17 protein-coding genes are annotated in these 21,750 nt (G+C 37.1%); 6 read left to right on the top strand and 11 right to left on the bottom strand.

What is annotated here, in order from left to right; genetic code table 11:
* From F6K54_RS14160 to F6K54_RS14170, 3 genes are all read right to left on the bottom strand, one after another.
* Nucleotides 1-436: efflux RND transporter permease subunit (locus F6K54_RS14160; protein WP_293078488.1), on the bottom strand; the 436-nt coding region annotated here is incomplete at its 3' end.
* A 492-nt stretch (nt 437-928) separates the two neighbouring features.
* Nucleotides 929-1,156, bottom strand: coding sequence for a hypothetical protein (locus F6K54_RS14165; RefSeq protein ID WP_293078490.1), 228 nt, complete (start codon nt 1,154-1,156; stop codon nt 929-931).
* A 333-nt stretch (nt 1,157-1,489) separates the two neighbouring features.
* A complete protein-coding gene (locus F6K54_RS14170; RefSeq protein WP_293078492.1) occupies nt 1,490-3,400 on the bottom strand; it encodes an efflux RND transporter periplasmic adaptor subunit in 1,911 nt (636 codons plus the stop codon).
* Between the two features lie 689 nt (nt 3,401-4,089).
* On the opposite strand from F6K54_RS14170, the gene F6K54_RS14175 reads away from it, so the two are divergent.
* From F6K54_RS14175 to F6K54_RS14190, 4 genes are all read left to right on the top strand, one after another.
* On the top strand, nt 4,090-4,545 hold the full coding sequence (locus F6K54_RS14175; protein ID WP_293078493.1) for a hypothetical protein: 456 nt from the start codon (nt 4,090-4,092) through the stop codon (nt 4,543-4,545).
* A gap of 804 nt (nt 4,546-5,349) precedes the next feature.
* On the top strand, nt 5,350-6,357 hold the full coding sequence (locus F6K54_RS14180) for a glutathione S-transferase family protein (protein WP_293078495.1): 1,008 nt from the start codon (nt 5,350-5,352) through the stop codon (nt 6,355-6,357).
* Between the two features lie 171 nt (nt 6,358-6,528).
* Nucleotides 6,529-6,945, top strand: coding sequence for a XisH family protein (locus F6K54_RS14185; RefSeq protein ID WP_293078497.1), 417 nt, complete (start codon nt 6,529-6,531; stop codon nt 6,943-6,945).
* Nucleotides 6,933-7,268: a XisI protein gene (locus tag F6K54_RS14190; protein ID WP_293078498.1), complete on the top strand. Its 336-nt coding sequence runs from the start codon at nt 6,933-6,935 to the stop codon at nt 7,266-7,268. The genes F6K54_RS14185 and F6K54_RS14190 overlap by 13 nt, the downstream gene beginning before the upstream one ends.
* Nucleotides 7,269-7,377: 109 nt before the next feature.
* Here the strand turns inward: F6K54_RS14190 and F6K54_RS14195 are convergent, their stop codons facing one another.
* Together F6K54_RS14195 and F6K54_RS14200 are read right to left on the bottom strand one after the other, a co-directional pair.
* Entirely contained in the window at nt 7,378-8,139 is a 762-nt protein-coding gene (locus F6K54_RS14195; RefSeq protein WP_293078500.1) for a hypothetical protein, read from the bottom strand.
* Between the two features lie 533 nt (nt 8,140-8,672).
* Nucleotides 8,673-9,434 carry a hypothetical protein gene (locus F6K54_RS14200; protein ID WP_293078502.1) on the bottom strand — a complete coding sequence of 254 codons (762 nt, stop codon included), beginning with the start codon at nt 9,432-9,434 and terminating at the stop codon, nt 8,673-8,675.
* A 101-nt stretch (nt 9,435-9,535) separates the two neighbouring features.
* Here F6K54_RS14200 and F6K54_RS14205 point away from each other — a divergent pair, with 101 nt between their 5' ends.
* Nucleotides 9,536-9,700 carry a hypothetical protein gene (locus F6K54_RS14205; RefSeq protein ID WP_293078504.1) on the top strand — a complete coding sequence of 55 codons (165 nt, stop codon included), beginning with the start codon at nt 9,536-9,538 and terminating at the stop codon, nt 9,698-9,700.
* Between the two features lie 205 nt (nt 9,701-9,905).
* On the opposite strand, the gene F6K54_RS14210 is transcribed toward F6K54_RS14205, so the two are convergent.
* From F6K54_RS14210 to F6K54_RS14220, 3 genes are all read right to left on the bottom strand, one after another.
* Nucleotides 9,906-10,670 carry a hypothetical protein gene (locus F6K54_RS14210; protein ID WP_293078506.1) on the bottom strand — a complete coding sequence of 255 codons (765 nt, stop codon included), beginning with the start codon at nt 10,668-10,670 and terminating at the stop codon, nt 9,906-9,908.
* Nucleotides 10,671-11,922: 1,252 nt separating this feature from the next.
* Nucleotides 11,923-12,792: an amino acid ABC transporter substrate-binding protein gene (locus tag F6K54_RS14215; RefSeq protein WP_293078508.1), complete on the bottom strand. Its 870-nt coding sequence runs from the start codon at nt 12,790-12,792 to the stop codon at nt 11,923-11,925.
* Between the two features lie 17 nt (nt 12,793-12,809).
* Nucleotides 12,810-14,576 carry an iron uptake porin gene (locus tag F6K54_RS14220; protein ID WP_293078510.1) on the bottom strand — a complete coding sequence of 589 codons (1,767 nt, stop codon included), beginning with the start codon at nt 14,574-14,576 and terminating at the stop codon, nt 12,810-12,812.
* Nucleotides 14,577-15,020: 444 nt separating this feature from the next.
* Between F6K54_RS14220 and F6K54_RS14225 the strand changes: the two genes are divergently transcribed.
* A complete protein-coding gene (locus F6K54_RS14225; protein WP_293078512.1) occupies nt 15,021-15,212 on the top strand; it encodes a DDE transposase family protein in 192 nt (63 codons plus the stop codon).
* A gap of 22 nt (nt 15,213-15,234) precedes the next feature.
* Here F6K54_RS14225 and ctpC read toward each other — a convergent pair whose 3' ends face one another.
* From ctpC to ispG, 3 genes are all read right to left on the bottom strand, one after another.
* Entirely contained in the window at nt 15,235-16,527 is a 1,293-nt protein-coding gene (gene ctpC, locus F6K54_RS14230) for a carboxyl-terminal processing protease CtpC (RefSeq protein WP_293078514.1), read from the bottom strand.
* An 816-nt stretch (nt 16,528-17,343) separates the two neighbouring features.
* A complete protein-coding gene (locus F6K54_RS14235; RefSeq protein WP_293078516.1) occupies nt 17,344-18,549 on the bottom strand; it encodes an RNA-guided endonuclease TnpB family protein in 1,206 nt (401 codons plus the stop codon).
* Between the two features lie 561 nt (nt 18,550-19,110).
* The gene (ispG, locus tag F6K54_RS14240; RefSeq protein ID WP_293078518.1) at nt 19,111-20,331 is read right to left on the bottom strand and encodes a (E)-4-hydroxy-3-methylbut-2-enyl-diphosphate synthase; all 1,221 of its coding nucleotides are present in this window, start codon (nt 20,329-20,331) and stop codon (nt 19,111-19,113) included.
* Between the last annotated feature and the right edge of the window lie 1,419 nt (nt 20,332-21,750).

Genomic DNA, 21,750 nt, shown 5'->3' on the forward strand with positions numbered 1-21,750 from the left:
TGGCAATTACTAATAAAATATTAGGGGATGCTGCTTCTACAGTAATACCTGTTTGTCTGACTGAATCTGGTAAAGAAGCTTCTGCTTGAGAAACTCGGTTTTGAACATTAACCTGAGCGGTATCTCGGTCTACATCATTAGGAAATACAATATTAATACTCGTTTGGCCACTATTACTGGTATTGGAATACATATATTTCATGTCTTCAACACCGTTAATTTCTCTTTCTAAAATTGTGGTTACGGTATTTTCTGTGGTTTGAGCATCAGCTCCAATATAGACTGATGATACTTGAATTTCGGTATTAGCTAGTTGTGGTAATTGGGCAATGGGCAACAATGGAATTGAAATTGCCCCCGCTAATATAATTATGATTGTACAAACTGTCGTTAATACAGGCCGTTTAATGAAGGTATCAGCAATACTTAAAAGCATGATTAATCAGTTATCAGTTTTTTCAAGAGAGTAGGGAGTAAGAAGTAGGGAGTAGGGGAGTGGGGGAGTAGGGGAGTAGGGGAGTAAGAGAGTAATTATAGAATTATAAACACATTTGATATTAAGTACATAAGCAAAATTAATTACACATCCTACTGACTCCCTATTGCCTTCCGGAGCAGATGAGCTGTTGCTTCTTTTCTGGATATCTCTAGTTAGGGCTTACTGATTAAATCTGAAAGTATTGACAGATATTGGTTCGAGCCATTGTATGTGTTGTAAAAGTGCCAAGTTTTGGCCCTCAATAGTTCAAAAAGTAAGGATTTTGGGAGACAACAGCCGGAAAAATTGGGGGACAATTCTTACAACTACATCTTCTTGTAATCCACAATTTCTCCTGACTCCTGAGGACTGACTACTGACTACTGACTACTACGAAGAGCAAAAAGACTTTTTCCGCAAACCCTAGTTATCAGTTCTCAATTTTTTCAGTTATATCATGTCCAGATAAGAAGTTGCCATTACCGAAAAATTGGGTTTAAAGCCTTGCACTTCTAGGGCAACTTTGTGTTTTGATAGAAAAAGTGGAAAGGTATCTAACCACTCTAAAAACCTAGCTACTAATCCTAGCACTAACACCTTGAAAACTAGAGTTATGGGGTTTTGCACAGGAATGCTTGTGTATGGAAAAGCTCTAAGCACCAAGTACCAGAGAACCAAAATTTTTAAGGTTTGAACTGTACCGTAGGGCATACGGGAACAGGCTCTTGGAATAGAGTAAACGCTTGGGGAGAGAACCATCTCTGGACTAGGTCTCGCAAGGTATTTGATTTAAGTGGACTCATTGAACCAAGAATCCTGGTTTCAGGAGAATCTCCGTGCGTTTACGCCGGGGAGTATGTCAATAGCGCGGAGATTATTGCTCCTCTCAAATTTAGTCACAGCAAGATTTTATATGAAATACAAAAAATTAATTGTGCAAATACACGAATTTCTCACACTCCCCTACTCCCCTACTCCCCTACTCCCCTACTCCCCTACTCCCCTACTCCCCTACTCCCCCACAGTGGGATTGCCCAATTGAGAATCATCAGCAATAGGTATACCATTCCGGAGTTTGACTACACCTGAAACAACTATTTTGTCAGTGCCTTTCAATCCCTCAATTACTTGATAAGCTTGACCTTGAATACTTCCCAATTTCACAGGTTTTTGAGTTGCAATCAACTTTTTCTCACCATCCATGATTTTCTCTTCTGCAACAAAAACAAAAGCTTGATCTCCGATCCGTCTGACAGAAGTAACCGGAACAGTTAATCCTTGTTTTTCTTCCCAGATGACTCTTGCTCTTACCTGCTGGTTAGTTTGCAGTTTCTTCTCCGCGTTGTTATATATTGCTTTGACTAAAACAGTTTGAGTTCCTTGGCCTGTATCTGGAGATATAAAAGATACTTGACTGCTACCAATTAATTGACCTGTCTGTTGGGTTAGTAACTCAACTCGTGTGCCTAGTCTAATTCGAGGTAGTAGATCTACATTGATATTAATATTAGCTTCTAAAGTATTATTGTCTTGAATAGTGGTTAGTTCAGTTTGACTATCTACATAATCACCTACTTTCGGTCGTACATTTCCCACCACCCCACTAATAGGAGCAAGAATATTGTAATATTGTAACTCTACTTGTTCTGCCACTGCATTTGCCTGAGCTTGTTGTAGTTGACTCCGAGCTTGAACTACCTGACTTTCCTGAGAAGAAATTTGTTCGTCTTGAGCTGCTATTTGAGCATCTAGAGTTTCAATACGACGCTGCAAATCTTTTTTAGCACTTTCTACCTGTGCCTTAGTAGCATCTATGACTTCTCTTTGAGCTGCTATTTGAGCATCTAAAGTAGTTGTACGCCTTTGTAAGTCTTTTCTAGCACTTTCGACCTGTGCTTGAGATGCTTCAATCACTTTTCTTTGAGCTGCTATTTGAGCATCTAAAGTAGTTGTACGCCTTTGTAAGTCTTTTCTAGCACTTTCGACTTGTGCTTGAGATGCTTCAATTTCTTGTTCTATATTATCAATTTCTGCTTCAGCTTGTTTAATGTCGCGGGTAGCTTGATCAAACCTTTCTTTAGCAACTACTCCTTGTTCATATAAAGTTGAAAATCGTACTTGTTCAATTTTTTGGTATTCTAAAGTTGCTTCTCTTCTATCTTTCTCAGCTCTCTGTGCTCGCAAAGATGCCTCAGCATCATCTAGTTGTGCCTCTTCTGATAGGGAACCAGACTCAGCTAGTAACCTATTTAGTTCCTGACGCTGAGACCCCAGATTTGCTTGAGCATTCTGTAAATTAGCTTCCTCAGATAAGGAACTAGACTCAGCTAGTAATCTATTTAGTTCCTGACGTTCTCTGCGGAGGTTAGCTTCAGCATTTTCTAGATTTGCTCGCTCAGAATTTAATTCTCTTTGGGCAATTAGCTCAGTTTTATCATCTCTCAACGCTCTTATTTGAGCTTCTGCACTATCCAATTGTGCCTTAGCTGAAACTATCTGAGCAATATTACTATCAAGAACTGCTTGTTGTCGAGAAGGATCTATTTGCAGTATGCGGTCTCCTTTCTGAACTCTGTTACCCAATGATACAAATACTTGACTTACTTGTCCACTAACTCTTGGTGTAATAGTTGCTCTTTCTTTTCCTTCTACTGTTGCGATATACTCTGTGCTGTCTGCAACTTGAGTTTGATCGACTCTTGCTATTTCAACAGCAGTAGGTGGCGGTGCTACTGCTGGTGGTGTTTCACCTCCACAGGAGCTTAATAGAAGGGCGGATAACAACAAAGGCCAATATCTAGCCTGGTTGACTAATTTACTATCTATTGGTGCTAACTTCACTGCTAAATTATCTCCTTTAGGTGTTAGGTATGTGGAATGGGCATCTTGTCCGTTCCTGATATTTTCCCTCAGCAATGCCAATGTGGAATGGGTATCTTGCCCGTTCCCAATTTTATGTGAGGCTGCACAGAATTATTTTTTCCTTTTTCCTTTTTCTTTTTTCCTTCTTGAAGAAATTTATGAACTTGTCTGTCTGGAACTACATTCAACTTTGATTAAAATATTATTCTATGCAACTTTATTATGGCAACTTCTTATAAATTTGGTATTAGATTCGAGGTTTTATCCTATCTTATATTTATTATTTTTATTCTAATTTGACCAAAAAATAAGGTATCAAGCCTCCCCTTTCAAGGGTATGAAAAAAAATCAAGTTCAATACTTGAATCCCGATGCTTTTCTAGGTCATGCTGCGCAAACAGGCAGAGGTACTGATAACTGATAACTGATAACTTAAATAACCAGTCAAAACCAAAATTATGAGTATTAAGTAATAATTGATTTCCTAGTTCTGACTTAATAATAGGTTAATGTCTAGAAAGAACTATTTCAAATCAACCATCATTTCTGACTTCACCAATTCTGACATATTTAGAAAGATAAGGTTATAATTTACAAGACTTGGCTGTTAAGCTTAAGTATTGTGAAAATTCTGATAAGCATTTGATTCAACTGTTATAGAAAATTAAAAAAAGAATCAAATTATTGATGCTTAAATATTGAATAATGATGATTCAATTGACTTAGAAATATTAGAAATATATTAATATATGGAAACCGCAAATTTTCTCACTTGGTTACTCTTCTTTGGATTGATAAGTAGCATTGGTATTGGTACTATGATATATGCTTATCGTGGAAAAGGTAGTATTTCTGTCCTATTTACAGAATTTATCTCAACATATTCATCAATACCATCAGAGGCAGAAGTAAATTTTCAACAAGGATGTGAGGCTTTTCAAAAGAGAAATTATCAACAGGCAATAAATAAGTTTACTGAAGTTCTGAAAAATAATTCAACTATTGCTGAAGCTTATCATAATCGAGGTTTGGCTTTTGCTAATCTACGTCAAGATGATGAAAGTGTAGAAAATTTATTGCAAGCTGGAGAATTATATATAGAACAAAAAAATCAAGATGCTATGATGATTTTGAAAAAAAATTTGGAATTATTAAAGGCTAGAAAAGAAGCTAGGAAAACTCTAGTTATAGGGAATAGGGAATAGGGAATAGGCAACAGGCAATAGGCAACAGGCAACAGGCAATAGGCAACAGGCAATAGGCAACAGGCAATAGGCAACAGGCAACAGGCAACAGTGGGAAAAATATTTCCCTGTCTTAGGTTGATCTATCAGTCTATGTCCTAACCAAAAAGCAGATGTAATTAGGGTTTGCTGATTAAATCTAAAAGCATTGACATATCAAGGTTGAGCGCATTTTTGAGTTAAAAAAAATCCAAGCTTAATGGTCGTAATGGTTCAAAAAATTAGCATTTTAGGCACATAGTTGCGCAGAATAATCTCTTGATTATTCTTCCTCCTACCTCCTCTATAATTCCCATTGCTCCTGTCTCCTGTCTCCCCCTCCCCTCCTGGGAGGGGCTAGGGGTGGGTTGGGAGGGGGAGGGGCGAGGGGTGGGTTGTCTCCTACCCTCACCCATAAGACTTTTTCAGCAAACCCTAATTATTAATTAGGGCTTGCTGATTAAATATTAAAGCATTGACTGATATTGGTTTCAGCCTTTTTTGCTTGAAAAAAGTGCGCATATTTTCGGTCTAAAAAGCTCGTGCATGCTAGTATTTTGGGACGATTATGGCAGAAAAATCAAGAGAAGGTTCTTCTGACTACTTCTTCTATAATTCCCATTCCTCCTGAATTCTGGATTCTGAATTCTGGCTTCTCCTCTGAAAAAAATACTTTTTCAGCAAACCCTAATTATTAATTATTAATTATTAATTGTTGAATCCCCCACTCCCTACCCCTAAATAGTATAATAAGTATTCAACAAGCATTTTATTGAAGGGGTAATCATGGGATTAGGTATTTTAATTGATGGTAAATGGGTATCTAAACGAGAACAAGAAGATTCTCAAGGTAGATTTATTCGCCCCAATACCACATTTCGGAATAAAATTACAGCAGATAATTCGAGTGAGTTTAAGGCAGAAGCAGGACGTTATCATCTATACATTTCTTGGGCTTGTCCTTGGGCACATCGAACTGCTATTATGCGCAAGTTAAAAGGACTAGAAGATGCTATTGAGTTGTCAGTTGTGGCAGCAGTAATTGACCAAAATAGTTGGGAATTTTCTGATTCTGAACCGGGATCTATTCCTGATAGTATTAATAATACTAATTATCTTTGGCAACTATATCTGAAGGCTGATTCAAATTATAGTGGGAGAGTTACGGTACCTGTACTTTGGGATAAGGAAAAAAATACTATTGTTAATAATGAATCCCGTGAAATTATTCGGATGTTTGATACTGAGTTTAATGGTATTGCTAAAAATGACCTAAATTTGTGTCCGGAAGATTTAAAAGATACCATTGAAAAAACTCTTGATACTATTTACCAGCCAATTAATAATGGTGTTTATCGGGCGGGTTTTGCTGGTTCTCAATTAGCTTATGAAGAAGGAGTAAAAGATTTATTCGCAGCTTTAGATTATTGGGAGAATATATTATCAAAACAACGTTATTTGTGTGGCGATCGCCTAACTGAAGCTGATATTTGTATGTTTACTACTTTGCTTCGTTTCGACCTAGTTTATTATGTTCATTTCAAGTGTAATTTACATCATATTTGGGATTATCCAAATCTCTGGAATTATCTAAAAGATATTTATCAACATCCAGGGGTCAAAGAAACTTGTAATTTTGACCATATTAAACGGCATTATTACATAAGTCATCCTAATGTTAATCCTACTAAAGTTGTGCCAATCGGTCCGGAGATAGATTTAGATTCTCCACATAACCGGGCATCAATAGACATCCCCACAGAAGCTCCTGAAGCTATTATCCCACCGTTCTGAAAATTCATTAAAAAGCTGAGAGCTGACTGCTAATAGCTGAATTTTTATTAATCTAAGAGAATAGGAAATAGGGAAAAATATAAATATGAAAATATAAATTTTATACTCTTTATTTTTTCCTGATTTCTTTAGTCAGTTATCTTCATTTTTTTCAAAATCTATTCGCTAAATATGCCTGCTAAAGATATTTTTCATAATGCTGTCAAACTAGGATTAGAAAAAGAAGGATGGATAATTACAAGTGACCCTTTACATTTAGATTTTGGTGGGGTAGAAATTTATATTGATTTAGGTGCAGAGAAACTCATTACTGCTGAAAGAGCAGGAGAAAAAATTGCTGTTGAAGTGAAAAGTTTTATTAGTGATTCAGCAATTTCTGAGTTTCATAAAGCATTAGGGCAATTTATTAATTATCAAACTGTATTAAGTCAAAAAGAACCAGAACGTGAATTATATTTAGCTGTTCCTCAAACAACTTATGAAGAATTTTTTAAACTAGAGTTAATTCAACTTGTGATTAAAAACCAGTATATTAAATTAATTATTTATCATCCAGAACAGGAGACAATTGAACAATGGATAAAGTAGATAAATATGGGGAAATAATTCAAAAAGTAATTCAAGAATATGCTGGCGATCGCTACACAAGAAAAGATGTTGATAGAGAATTAATTTTTGATACTAAAAATCATCATTATCAAATAGTTAATGTGGGTTGGGAAGGCGATCGCCGTGTGTATGGATGCGTTCTACATTTTGATATTAAGGAAAAGAAAATATGGCTACAATATAATGGTACAGAAATTAATTTTGCTGAGGAATTAGTCAAAGCAGGAGTGCCGCATCAAGATATTGTCATTGGTTTTCATTCTCCGTTTATGCGTCAATTTACAGAATATGCTGTAAGTTAATGGTATTATCTGAAATTATCTTGAATCAGAATAATATTTATTCTACTGTCAGTAGGAGCAAAAGGCTGTTTGCCCCTACAACTAAATTATTGATACTAAGAGTCTGATATTATGTACCTTTCCTGAAACGATAAGCAACAGCACTAAATATTAATAAACCTATTGCAGAAGTTGGTTCGGGAACTGGAGTAGTGGGTTCAGAACCTTCTACTGACAGTGGAGAAAAATTATCAAATGCAAGTCCAACAGGTCTTGAATGTCCCGTATGGACTAGACGAACAGCATGAATATCTTTTTGTGGGCGGTCAAAAGACCAAAACCAAGGAGAACTATCTAAGGCAGAAGTAGAACCAAGAGGACTCGTAAGAGAATCAATCACAGATAAGTCAGCTCCCAGTGCTTGAATTTTCCATTGTTCAAGACCATCAATATCCCAAATTTCACCTGATGCAGCTCTTGTAGGGGAAGTATAAGAAATTAGAAGAGATATATCATTAGGTTGTGAGCTAGCTCCCCGTAGAAAAAAACTACCAAACCTTTCTTCAAAACCAGGGGCAGCTGTATCAGCTATTTCTGCTCCTTGTGTTGATGTAAAACCTCCTCCAGAGTCTGAATTGCCAACGGCTTCCAATATGGGGAAAAGTCCGGCATCGGGTAAACCATCCAGGTTACGGTCAATGCCAAAAGTTACGCCCAAAGATGAAAACTGATCTGTAATTGGCATATTATCTACAGCTACACTGCCATCAGGAAATTTACCATCTACAGGTTCAAAATTAATTAGAGACACTGCATTAACTGAATGATTGGGCAATACAGATACAGAGGTGGTCACCACAATACCCATCAATATTTGTTTGATTTTGGTCATAATGATTCAGTCAAAAATACAAAGAGAATAATACAAGGCTTTATTTTTTTCCCTCTATTTTTCTGTTTGTCTAAGGTTTTGATTTTTATGCACTAATAAATACCAGAATCAATATTTGAAAAGTTTTAATTATCAATATCAGCTTCTAATTTTAAAATTATCAACTTTGTCATCAATCTCTGACAAAAAACAGTAAAAAAATTTCTAACAACTCAACATAATTTCAATACTTTCAGCCTTTTTTCTCGATCTGTGTGATATGATAAATTAAATATAATCTATAGCTATTTATTGCCTAATACAAATTTAAAGCTGCAAATATTGATTATTTCGTTCTTTAAAGTAGCGATCGCCTCATATATCTCCAACCATGATGAACTAATTTTCTTCAGTCTCTCTAAGCATGAATTGACTTATTTATAATTACATGGTAAGTAGAGAAATTAATTAACCTATGCACCTAGTACCATTGTCAGTAGGAGCAAACGGCCTTTTGCCCCTACACCTAAATTATCGACCCTAGAAATTTGATATTATTTGCCTTTCCTGAAACGATAAGCAACAGCACCAAATACTAACAAACCTATTGCAGAAGTTTGTTCGGGAACTGGAGTAGTGGGTTCAGAACCTTCTACTGACAGTGCAGAAAAATTATCAAATGCAAGTCCAACACCACTTGCACTTCCTGTATAGACCAAGCGAATAGCATGAATATCTGTTTCTGGGCGGTCAAAAGACCAAAACCAAGGAGAAGCAGCTAAAGCAAAAGTACCAACAGGACTGACAATAGAATCAATCACAGATAAATCAGCCCCCAGTGCTTGAACTTCCCATTGTTCAGTTCCTTCTGGATGAACATCAATATCCCAAATTTCACCTGATGCAGCTTTTGTTGGGGAAGTATAAGAAATTAGAAGAAATTCACCATTAACGTTTGAGTCAACTCCCCGTAGAAAAAAACTACCTAACCTATTTTCAAAACCAGGAGCAGCTATATCATTTCCTTTTGCTGAATAAAAACCTGGTACAGGATCTGAAAAGCCAACTGCCTCCAACCTGGGGAAAAGTCCGGCATCGGGTAAACCATCGAGATTACGGTCAATGCCAAAAGTTACGCCCAAGGATGAAAACTGATTATTAATTGGCATATTATCTACAGCTACACTGCCATCAGGAAGTTGGCCATTCACAGGTTCAAAATTAATCAGAGAAGCTGCATTGACGGAATGATTGGGAAATACACACACAGAGGTGGCTACCACAATACCCATGAATATCTGTTTGATTTTGGTCATAATGATTTGGTCAAAAATACAAAGATAATAAAAGATAATAATAGAAGGCTTTATTTTTTGGTAGTCCTGCATAGTAATGGAACACAAGAAACAAGGGATGCTTGGCACGGGAGCAAGATGCTCCCACTGGCGCACCTCGTAACAAAAATAATGCAACACACGACCATTACGATGTACCACCACCTATTTTTTTTCTTCTACCTTTCTATTTATCTAAGGTTTTGACTTCTATGCACCTAAGAGAAAAATTTTTCGTTGAGTTTTGAGTTGTACCTTCTGCCTTCTTAAATCTACTACTAAGTAGGAGCAAACAGCCATTTGCCCCTACAACTAAATTATCAACACTAGCAATCTGATATGATCAAAATAATTGGGTCGCAGTACCCTGCCTTTTAAGGTGAAATGTTCTTGGGGGGGTTGCTCACGCATCCCCGTTACAAAAAAACTTCTGACTTCTGACTTCTGACTTCGTTAATTGCCTTTCCTCAAACGATAAGCAGCAGCACCAAATATGAATAAACCTATTGTAGAAGTAGGTTCAGGAACTGATTTAGAACCTTCCACTGCCAGTGGAGAAAAATTATCAAATCCAAGTCCAACACTACTCACACTTCCTGTAAAGACTAGACGAATAGCGTGAATATCTTTTTCTGGGCGGTCAAAAGACCAAAGCCAAGGAGAAGATTCTAAAACAGGAGTAGTACCAGCAGGACTGATAATAGAATCAATTACAGATAAATCAGAACCGAGTGCTTGAACTTCCCATTGTTCAAACCCTCTTTCTGGTTCGCCATCAATATCCCAAATTTCAGCCGATGCAGCTTTTGTTGGAGAATTGTAAGAAATTAGAAGAGATTCACCATTAGCTAGTGAGTCAACTCCCCGTAGAAAAAAACTACCTAACCTGTTTTCAAAACCAGGAGCAGCTATATCAAATTCTTCTCCTTCTGTTGAATAAAAACCTGGTACGGAATCTGAATTGCCAACGGCCTCCAACCTGGGGAAAAGTCCGGCATCGGGTAAACCATCGAGATTACGATCAATGCCAAAAGTTACACCCAAGGATGAAAACTGATCTGTAATTTCCATATTATCTACAGCTACACTGCCATCAGGAAATTTACCATCCACAGGTTCAAAATCAATCAGAGATGCTGCATTAACTGAATGATTTGGTAATACACACACAGAGGTGGCGATCGCAATACCCATCAATATTTGTTTGATTGTAGTCATAATTATTCGGTCAAAAATACAAAGTTGACATAGAGGAGCTTTGTTTTTTCCCTCTATTCATCTGTTTGTCTAAGGTTTTGACTTCTATGCAACCAATAGACATCTCCAGAAAAGAGGGAACAGGGAACAGGGAACAGGGAACCCACCCCTAACCCCTCCCAGGAGGGGAATAATTGATGATTTATGGATAATAATTGATTTTATTTTTAATTTTTGGAGATGTCTAATGGAAAAAATTTCCGTTTTCCGACTATTGCGTATAGAGCAATAATTTATTCATTTTTCCGACTATTGCGTATAGAGCAATAATTGATTTATTTGCTAAAGCACCCGAACAGAGGGTATGGATAGTGGAAATTCCCCACTATTGCGTATAGAGCAATAATTAATTCATTTGCTGAAGCACTCTGCCAGAGGGGATGGATAGTGGAAATTTCCTACTATTGCGTATAGAGCAATAATTAATTCATTTGCTGAAGCACTCTGCCAGAGGGAATGGATAGTGAAAATTTCTCACTATTGCGTATAGAGCAATAATTAATTCATTTGCTGAAGCACTCTGCCAGAGGGGATGGATAGTGGAAATTTCCTACTATTGCGTATAGAGCAATAATTAATTCATTTGCTGAAGCACTCTGCCAGAGGGAATGGATAGTGAAAATTTCTCACTATTGCGTATAGAGCAATAATTAATTCATTTGCTGAAGCACTCTGCCAGAGGGAATAGATAGTGAAAATTTCCGACTATTGCGTATAGAGCAATAATTAATTCATTTGCTGAAGCACTCTGCCAGAGGGAATAGATAGTGAAAATTTCCGACTATTGCGTATAGAGCAATAATTAGTTCATTTGCTGAAGCATCCTAAAATATCAATACACTACTCAATCTTCTAAATTCTAAATTCTAAATTCTAAATTCTAAATTCTAAATTCTAAATTCTAAATTCTAAATTCTAAATTATGAAGATGGTGCGTTACGACGGATTGCTAAATACCTTTCACAGCCTAAATTTTAACCGTCTAACGCACCCTATTGGACTGACACGGCTAAAATAGTGCATTAGGCTTTTTGATAATCACCGCATCACCCGGTCATTACAATCCCCCACCTCCCCATTTTCTAATGCACATTTTTAGATGAAGCGATCCACTACTGGACTGTTTCACTTATTGCACAGTTTTAGCTGTGTCAGTCTACTACTCAAATTTTTGACTTTTGACTTTTGACTTTTGACTTTTGACTTTTGACTTCTAACTTTCCTGAGAACAAGCATCATAAAGTCTCTGACTATTCTCACTTATACCTTCCAGCAACCATTTTTGTCTGATTCTTTTAGCTTTTCTATCATGAGCGAGAAAGTCATTAATATACCTTTGCCAACTAGAATTTTCCTCCCCTCCAGGAAGTATAAACCCATAACCCGCACAAAAAGGACGACCATCTTCCTGATTGATAGTAACGAAAGTATAATCTTTTTCCATGTCTAGGTTCATACTCCACGCCAAACCTAACAAAAGAGTTCCATCACTGGCAAAACCATTAACTTCACCATCCACTAAAGCACTAATACCTTGTTGTCTAGTTAAAAATTTATTCTCAATTTGTTCTTCAGGATAAGCACTCTTTAAATCGCTTTCATTGGAAGTATTCTTAACTACACCAACTATGGCATTACCTGCATTGACATCTTGTTCTTCCCTACCTCTTTTAGCTAAAACTTGTGTTGCTGTGACAAAAAAAGGTGCAGAAAAATTAACACCATATTTTTCTTCACGTTCAGTGCTAATAGTATTAGGGCCACACTCCAAATCTACCATACCACTTTTTACCATATCCCAACGACTTTGGACAGTTGATGTAACAAATCTTACCCTGATTGGCTCGAGTTGATTAGCACTGAGACGTTCACGTAATGCATAGGCAATATCTATACAATATCCTTCCCGTTCTCCCTTGTCATTCCTGGAACCAAACCAATAGGAATCTTCTCTAACTCCTACAAATATCTCCTCTCTTCTAATAATTGTTTCTTGTGTTTGTGACTGACTAATTTTTTGAGGGAAAATAGTCGCCAACAATCCTAGGGATGAAGCAATAATAATTTTTAGTTTCAAGTTCATAATTGTTAGTTTTAAGATTAAAATCTCCAAACGCTTCGAGTAACGAATACCAAAATTGGGTCATTTTTATCATTATGTTCTGGTTGTGTTTCCACGAAAAAACCAGATGTTATATCTATATTATTTGAAATTCGATAACTGTAGAAAATTTGAAATTGTATAGAAGTATCTGGGTCATCTTCACCATTGTCAATATCAGTCACTTTTGGCTGTTGACCAACCGAAAGACCTAACATTCCATTTTCAAATACTAAATCATTTATAGCTACTGTTACTGCCCAATGCCAAATATCAGCTTCATCCCCTTCGCGATCGCCTGCTTCTGCTCTAGCATTACTGTAACCAACCCAACCAGAAATAGTAAATGGTGCCCACCGATAGCTAGTTTGAAATCCAAAATGGTCTGCTGAAGTTGCCACCCTACCAAAAGGCCGTTGAGCATTTTGGCTACCTGTAAAACCTGCTACATTAACTAAATCCGCCGTATAATATGCTCTTACATAAGCAAAAGAAAAGTCAAAATCTAGGGTTGGTGAGACTGTTAACTGAGCATAAGCACTGTTTGTACCATTAAAAATTCCACCACCTTCACTCGGATCGTTGACTCTACCCGTACCACCACCAGGACTACCTCCGAGATAAGCCAAATCTAACCTGAAGTTCTCGTTAATTTGATAACTATAACCTAAACCAGCACCCCCTACCTGAATGTATATAGTAGGGTTGTAAGCTGGATACAAAGCCAAACTTCCTATACTACCACTGATTAATTTAGGATTAAGAGCAGGAGCCATTAAATCGAAGTCAAGTCCAGCAGCTCCTATATAAAGACTCATTTCGTTATTGAGGGGAAAAATATAGTATACTTCGGTTAGTTGCGCTATATCGTTAGGCGGAGCTCCTGCGTTCAAGAAGGTCATAGCAGTACCTGTATTTACTCCCGGGAGATCTCCAGCTCTGATCCTCGTTCTGAGGAAGTCTGTTCCTGTAAAACTGGTATCAAAGTTAAATGTCAAGGCATGACCAAACCCAATTTGGTTATCATCGGCACTTACGGTAGCACCATCTTCTCCATCATTACCAAAGGCGTCATATAGAGCCATTACTACTTGCCCTTTGAGTAAGGTTGTGGTAGAAAACTGATTAGCTTCGAGGATATCTGTCCGTGTTTCTAGAGCATTCAGGCGGGATTTAGTATCAGCTATTTCAACAGCAAAATCTGCTTGTAATCGTTGACTTTTAGCTAAGTCTTCTTGACTAATATAACCTTCACCGAATTCTTCAATTAGACTTTGAATAACTTCTAAACATTCGTTGAGATTAGCAGCAAATTCATAACGACTGATGGCTCTATTTCCACCAAATGTACTATTTGGGGAGGCCAATAGACAACCGTAGCGTTCTGCTAATCCTTGTAAGGCACTATAGGCCCAATCTGTGGGTAGAACATCACTAAGTTGATTGACAGAGTTAACTCGTTCTAGGGGGGGTGGTACTTGGGGAGGTTGATCGAGTTGATTGTATTGTTCTATTTGTCCTAAAGTATCATCATTTTTGTCTGTAGCAATATTTGCTTTTTTTTGGTCTAACTCTTCAAGTGGTTTAGATTTCTGTGGAGGTTGCTTGAGTGGGTTGTATTCCTCTATTTTGTCTAAAATTTGAGCAGTTTGGTCAAGACTTTCACTTGATTGTTGTTTCTCGGCTTTACTACTTGGGGTAATAGATAAGACAAATGCTATGCCTAAAATGAATGGGAATACTGCACCATAAAATTTATGTCCCATATTTTCAGTTTGATAATTTTATTGGAGGTACAAAAAGCATTATTATGTTAATATGCTTTGCAACTTTATTAAGTAAATATTTATATTTATTAGGCTGTAGGTTTTAAGTGATATGTCGTAGGTGCACAGGCAAGTATAAGGAACAGGCAAGATGCCCATTCCACTTCCATAAAACTATTAAAATTATCCCGCATTTATGCAATGCCAAATTTTGATTAAGCTTAATTATCTGGAAATGGTATAAATACTCTCTAAATTATTACCAATTACCAATTATCTTTTCTTTTGCAGGTTTAATACCTCACCACCAACGGGGGAGCTGAAAATTGTTTGGGGCTATGAGACACTGAGTGGCGTATCGAAGACTATCCATAAGCAATTTTTCCTTCTGCCTTCTGCCTTCTGCCTTCTTCCTTCTTCCTTCTTCCTTCTGCCTTCTTCAATATGAATGACTCATCACAAAAATACTATATTATCAAGAAACTAGAGGAAACTTGTGAAATTTTGCCTATTACACAAGTCGAACACAAAAAAGACCCCGACATTGTAGAAACATGGGGTCCATTTAATACTGTGGAAGAAGCGATCGCCCGTCGTGTAGGATTGATTCGAGCGGGAAAATGTCAACCAAAATAATTAATAGAATGAATTTATCGCTCTACTTTTTTGTTGACTGAGCTTTCTTATTTTGAACTTTTGCAATCTCTTGATTCAAAATTTCCAACGCTTTTGCATATTGAGGATCGTCAAGAGTACCTATTTTGTCCCGACTTTTGCGCAAAGCCTCTTTTTGTTCATCTGTCAGAGAAATTTCTATATCTGGTTTAATTCCCTCATGGTTAATATCGCGACCGCTCGGAGTAAAATATTTAGCGATCGTTACTGCTAAACCTGCACCTTTACCCACACCACGCACAGACTGCACCAACCCTTTACCAAATGTCTTAGTACCTACTAATGTCGCCCGTTGATTATCTTGTAGAGCGCCAGAAAGAATCTCACTTGCACTTGCCGAACCCCCATCCACCATAATCACCAATGGCTTATCTGTCAAAGACCTATTAGTAGCCTTTTGGCGATCAGTAACACCACTACGGTTTACAGTAGAAACAATATCTCCTCGTTCGAGCCACATCCGAGCAATTTCTACGCTAGCATAAAGTAAACCACCAGGATTAGAACGTAAATCTAAAATATAACCCGATACATCCTGAGTCTCTAACTCATCTATGGCCTCTCGCATTTCACCAGCAGCATTAGCACTAAACTGATTTAAGCGGATATAACCAACTTTACCCAGAGAACTTTCTTTCTGAGAATACTTTACGGGATGAATTTCAATTTTTGCTCTAGTAATAGGAAAGTCTATTTCCTGACCTTCTCGTTTAATGGTTAGAGTTACTTGAGAACCGATAGGACCACGGATCAAACTTACTGCCTGATTTATATCCATTCCCTCAGTGCTTTGACCATCTATTTTGCTAATAATATCTTTAGCTTGAACTCCTGCTTTAAAAGCCGGAGTATCTTCTATTGGTGAAATTACTACCAATTTTTTGGTATCCTGGTCTTGGGTTAGTTGAATACCTACACCTGTGAGTTCTCCAGAAGTGTCAATTTGCATATTTTTAAACTCTTCTGGGTCCATGAAGCGGGTATAAGGGTCTCCTAGCTTTTCTAGCATTTCCCTAATTGCATCATAAGCTTCTTCATCAGTTGTATAAGTTTGATCGAGATACTCAGTGCGAGTAGCTTTCCAATCTACTTGATTGAAAGTACCATCAACATAAGTTTTATCAATAATTTGCCAAACTTGGTCGATTAATTCTTTAGGGTCGTTATTATTTAATGATGCTTGAGAGGAAAGATGAATACCAGCGCCTATGACAGTAACGCCTGTTAACATTAATGCTGTTGCACCAAGAATTAGCCCACGTTTTGCTATAACCATTTGTTTGTTTCTTAATTAATTTAAACAATAATTACTACATCACTACTATGCCTAATTTAGCATAAGTAATATAATGCTTGGAGTTAAGTTGCTTTACTATGTATATAGTAAAGAAAATAAAAGGGAATCAGTTCAACAATTAATAATTAATAATTAACAATTACCTCACCTTGAAAATAAGAAAATTAACGCTTAAGAAAGATTTTTTCTTTTCTCTTAGTCGATTGGATATAGCTAGGTATACTCGCCACCCATCGACCACTTTTCCCTTTTAAAGGAGAGCTTTTAAACGTTAATTATTCGGTAAATATTCATCAATAAATTTAGGTTTTTTAAAGCCAATAATGTATTTTGTTTTTATGGTGTATGTCTAGAAAAAAGTATTATTATCTAACTTTAGGAGCTTTGTCAAACTTCAGCACTAAGTAGATAGGTGTTAAAATTTGTCGTATATAACAACAATGTAAATTTCCATCAAATCAACTTTAGGTCGGGGCTTGGATTTAGTTTACAAAAATTAATATAGTTAAGCTTTTTTGTGCGTAACTACTTAATACCTTATTAACAGATATTAAATTATGAAAATTTGTAGCAGTCGAAGTAAAGGTTAGAATATATCAAAAGCTTAAAATTCAGACAACGCCAGATTTTTCCTTCTTTTTTCTTCCTTATGCTATGACGTAACCATTAAGCTATTAGCTATCAGCAACAACACTCTCTCCTTAAGGACAGTGTTTAAATTAAAATAGAGTTTAAGGGTAAGGGACTTAACTTTTGTAGTAAGAGACAATTATTGACATCCTTCCGACGCTGCTCTTACGAGACAGCGCGGGATTCCTTAACATCACTGTTAGGGGCTTTCTGTTTCTTAGCACCCGCCTTTGGAGACTTAATCCCTTCAGGTCTTACAGTCGCTCCACAGACTGACACTGCGAGTCCCGCAGCCAAAATATTTATTGAAGCGTTTATGTCCCTGTCATGGTGAGCTGCACACTCTGGGCAATCCCACTCTCTTACACTTAGAGGTAATTTTTCTACTATATGCCCACAATTAGAACAACGCTTTGAACTAGGAAAATATCTATCAATCTTGATTAATTCCCGTCCATACCATTGAGCTTTGTATTCTAATTGCCTGACTAATTCGGACCAGTTGGCATCACTTATTGCTCTAGCTAATTTATGGTTTTTGACCATGTTTTTTACTGCCAAGTCCTCAACTACAACAGTTTGATTTTCTCTGATTAATTGAGTGGTCAGCTTGTGGGTATAGTCTCCTCTTGAATCTTTAATTTTTGCGTGTATCCTAGCTACTTTCAGTCTCGCCTTTTGGTAGTTATTAGATCCCTTAGTTTTTCTCTTTAGAGACTTAAGCGCCAATCTCAGCTTTTTGTGTAATTTGTTTATATTCTTAGGGTTAGCAATTTTTTCTCCATCACTGGTAGTAACTAAACTGGCAATTCCTAAGTCAATACCTATTTGTTTTTTGACTGGTTTAAGTTTTAAATCTCTGGTATCATTGACTCTCAAAGACACAGACCACCTACCACAGGAATCAAGTTTCACTGTTATTGTTGTTGGCCAACAATCTGGTGGCAGTTGTCTACTCCATCTAATAGGTAACGGTTCAGCACATTTAGCTAGATAAACTTGACCATCTTTCCACTTGAAAGCAGACTTTGTGAATTCAGCACTACCACCATTACGTTTTTTCTTGAAATTAGGATATTTAGCCCGCCCACTAAAAAAGTTAGTGAAAGCTGTCTGTAAGTGTCTCAAGCCTTGCTGTAAGGGTACACTGCTTACTTCTGTGAGGAAATCTAAATCTTCCTGCTTTTTCCAGTGAGTCAGCATAGCGGAAGTTTGCTTATACCCTACTCGCTCTTTATTTTCATACCAAGCTTGAGTCCTTGCTGCTAAAGCTCTGTTGTAGATCAGTCGAACACACCCCAATGTTCTCCGCAAAAGGTTTTCCTGTTCTGGAGTAGGATAAAACCTAAACTTGTAAGCTTTTTCAACCATTTACTACTTGCTAATTCTAGGTTGGTATTTTAACATATTCTGTGTGAAACCGCAAAATTGATTGGCATTCCCATGCGACGCTACCACAAGCCGGAGAGCGCGGGTATAAATGTCAACATTTAGATAAAGCATAGATCCTAAACTAAAAGCAATAGCTATTTGCGTAGTATCCCGCAAGGAAGCGCTGATGGCTGGCGGCTGAATGCTTACGCTATAATTGTTGATCACCTAGTATTAGTAGAAGTACACATCGATACTATCTTGAAATTTGCCGTACAAGCTTTTCTAGTTAAGAAAAATAGTAGATTTATTTCCCACATTCCAACTAAAACATTGATATTTTATCTGTATCCAAATTAACTAATTTAGATTCCTTATAGCTAACAAAAAGAAAAGCTCCATCTATCAATATGTTAATTTAAAAAGCATTTCAGTCCGGAATACTCTGCTTTTTCCTACGGAAATACTGTTTGCGGAGCATTCCGGTACGGAAAATGCCGATCGCTAGTTGAGAAAGGAGCGTATTTTTAATTACACTCCCAATTAAATTTCGATTATAAACTAGGGTTCAACCCAACGCCCATCAGTTTTAATTAAATTAATTAATTCTTCAACACCTTGAGACTCAGGGACTTTTTTAATTTCTTCCCGCCCACGATATAAAGAAATATACCCTGGTTGCTTACCTACATAACCATAATCTGCATCTGCCATTTCTCCAGGGCCATTGACAATACAACCCATCACAGCAATGTCTAATCCTGTTAAATGTTTTGTTGCCTCTCGCACTTGATGCAGAACATTTTCCAGATTAAATAGAGTTCGGCCACAGGAGGGGCAGGCAACATACTCTACCATTGTTTTCCGCAAGCCCAAAGCTTGAAGAATGCCATAACAAACTGGAATTTCTTTTTCGGGTGCTTCAGTTAAAGAAACGCGAATTGTATCCCCTATTCCATCTGCCAAAAGTGTAGCTATACCAGCAGTAGACTTAATTCGACCATATTCTCCATCACCTGCTTCAGTTACACCCAAATGAAGAGGATAGGCCATACCTAATTCGTCCATCCGTTTTACCATTAATCGGTAAGCAGCAAGCATGACTGGTACCCGCGATGCCTTTAGGGAAATTACCAAATTGTAGTAGTCTAAGGATTCACAAATTTTGAGAAATTCCAGGGCAGATTCTACCATGCCTTCTGGGGTATCTCCATAAGTAAATAACATTCTTTCTGCTAAGGAACCATGGTTAACTCCAATTCGCATGGCTTTATTTTGGTCTCGTAAAGAAATTACTAAAGGTTCGAGGGTTTGGCGGATTTTTTCACCTATTTCCTCAAATTCTACTTCGGTATATTCGTTTCTGCCAGATTGAGGTTTCTCGAATACATATAAGCCAGGATTAATTCTGACTTTATCAACGTGTTTGGCAACTTCTAGGGCAATTTTCATGCCGTTATGGTGGACGTCAGCTACAAGTGGGACAGGTTTATAAGTCTCTGTTAATTTCTGTCTAATCTCTGCTAAGGATTTTGCATGGGCCATACTGGGAACGGTAACGCGGACTATTTCGCAACCAATTTCATGTAAACGACGAATGGCAGCTACGGAACCGTCAATGTCAAGGGTGTCTTCATTGATCATTGACTGGACTACGACTGGATGGCCACCACCGATAGTTACATCACCTACTTTGACGGGGCGAGTTTTTCGTCTATGGATAGTTGTGTCAAAGGCGGGTTGATTTGCCGGAGTTTTGGTTGGTTTGGGTAGAGTTTGCATAATATATCGTTATATTTCTGTAGCGAAAGGCTCAGTAATAGATTTTGTCCTATATTCAGATTGCCATATAATAGTTCAATCTTATTAGTCAAGAGTCTAAAATTAAAAGTCATATGGATGTTTGAAAAAAGCAAGTGGCAAATATGAAAAATGTTAGTTTAGACCTTTTATTTGAGGCTCTATTTAGGGCTTGCGGATTAAATATAGAAGCATTGATAGATATAAGGTTTTAGGATTTTTAGGTATCAGGCATGTGCGAACTTTTAGGCTACTGAGGTTCAAAAATTGAGCATTTTTGGCTAACAAGGAATAGAAGAATCACTCTTACTCTTTTTCCGGCCAACTCCTCTTTAACTCCTATCTCTCTTAACTCCTAACTACTCCCTACCTCCACAAAAAGACTTTTTCAGCAAGCCCTATTTATTCTTTTAGTAATTATATTTATAGGTTCTATTGCCAAGAAATTAGCAAGAGGGAAAGGTTGGGAAAGACAAGATTTCTTTTGGGGAATAGAACTTACCAATGGATAATTGATAATTGATAATTGATAATTAATCCCCAAAAGTTTAAAGCCTCTCTTTTTAAGGAGAAAAAAAAATCAGATTTCCTTATATTCAATTCCGTAACGGTTTTAACCAGAGGTAATTATACCAAGCGTGATAAATGTTTGTTACAAATGGTAGGGACGTTGCATGCAACGTCCCTACAAAAGAAGGAAGAGGGAAGAAGGAAGAAGGGATAAATATTTAGGGCTTGCTGAAAAAGTCTTTTAGTGGGGGGAGGAGACAGGAGACAGGAGACAGGAGACAGGAGAAATAGGAATTTAGAGGAGGTAGTCGGAAAAATTGTCCCTTGATTTTTCTGCCCAACTATGCGCCTAAGATACTCACTTTTTGAGCATGAAGAGCTGAAAACCAGGCACTTTTTTCAAACCCAAAAAGGCTAAAATCTTTATATGTCAATGCTTTTTGATTTAATCAGCAAGCCCTATTTAGGGCTTGCTGAAAAAGTCTTTTTTAAGGAGTAGGGGAGCGAGGGAGTAGGGGAGTAGGGGAGAATTTTTTTGCCCAACTATACGCTAAAAATGCGCTCCTTTTTGAGCATGAAGAGCTGAAAACCATGTACTTTTTCACTTCCTAAAAAGGCTAAAACCTTTATCTGGTAATTATTTAAGATTTAATCAGCAAACCCTATTTAAAAAAATGGAAAAACGAAATAAATAACTATCTAAAATGAACTAGACTAGCTATTTTTAAGCATATCCGATCAAGGTCTACATTTTTGTAGAATTCTTTTTTAAAATTGGTATTATCCATTATTCATTATCCATGATCAATTAATGAAGTTATCTTCTATTTCTGGAGGTTTAACACTATTATTTAACTCTAATATTAATGCTGATGACGTTCAAAAAGCAGG

It is taken from the genome of Okeania sp. SIO3B5 (assembly GCF_010692555.1).
GTDB lineage: Bacteria > Cyanobacteriota > Cyanobacteriia > Cyanobacteriales > Microcoleaceae > Okeania.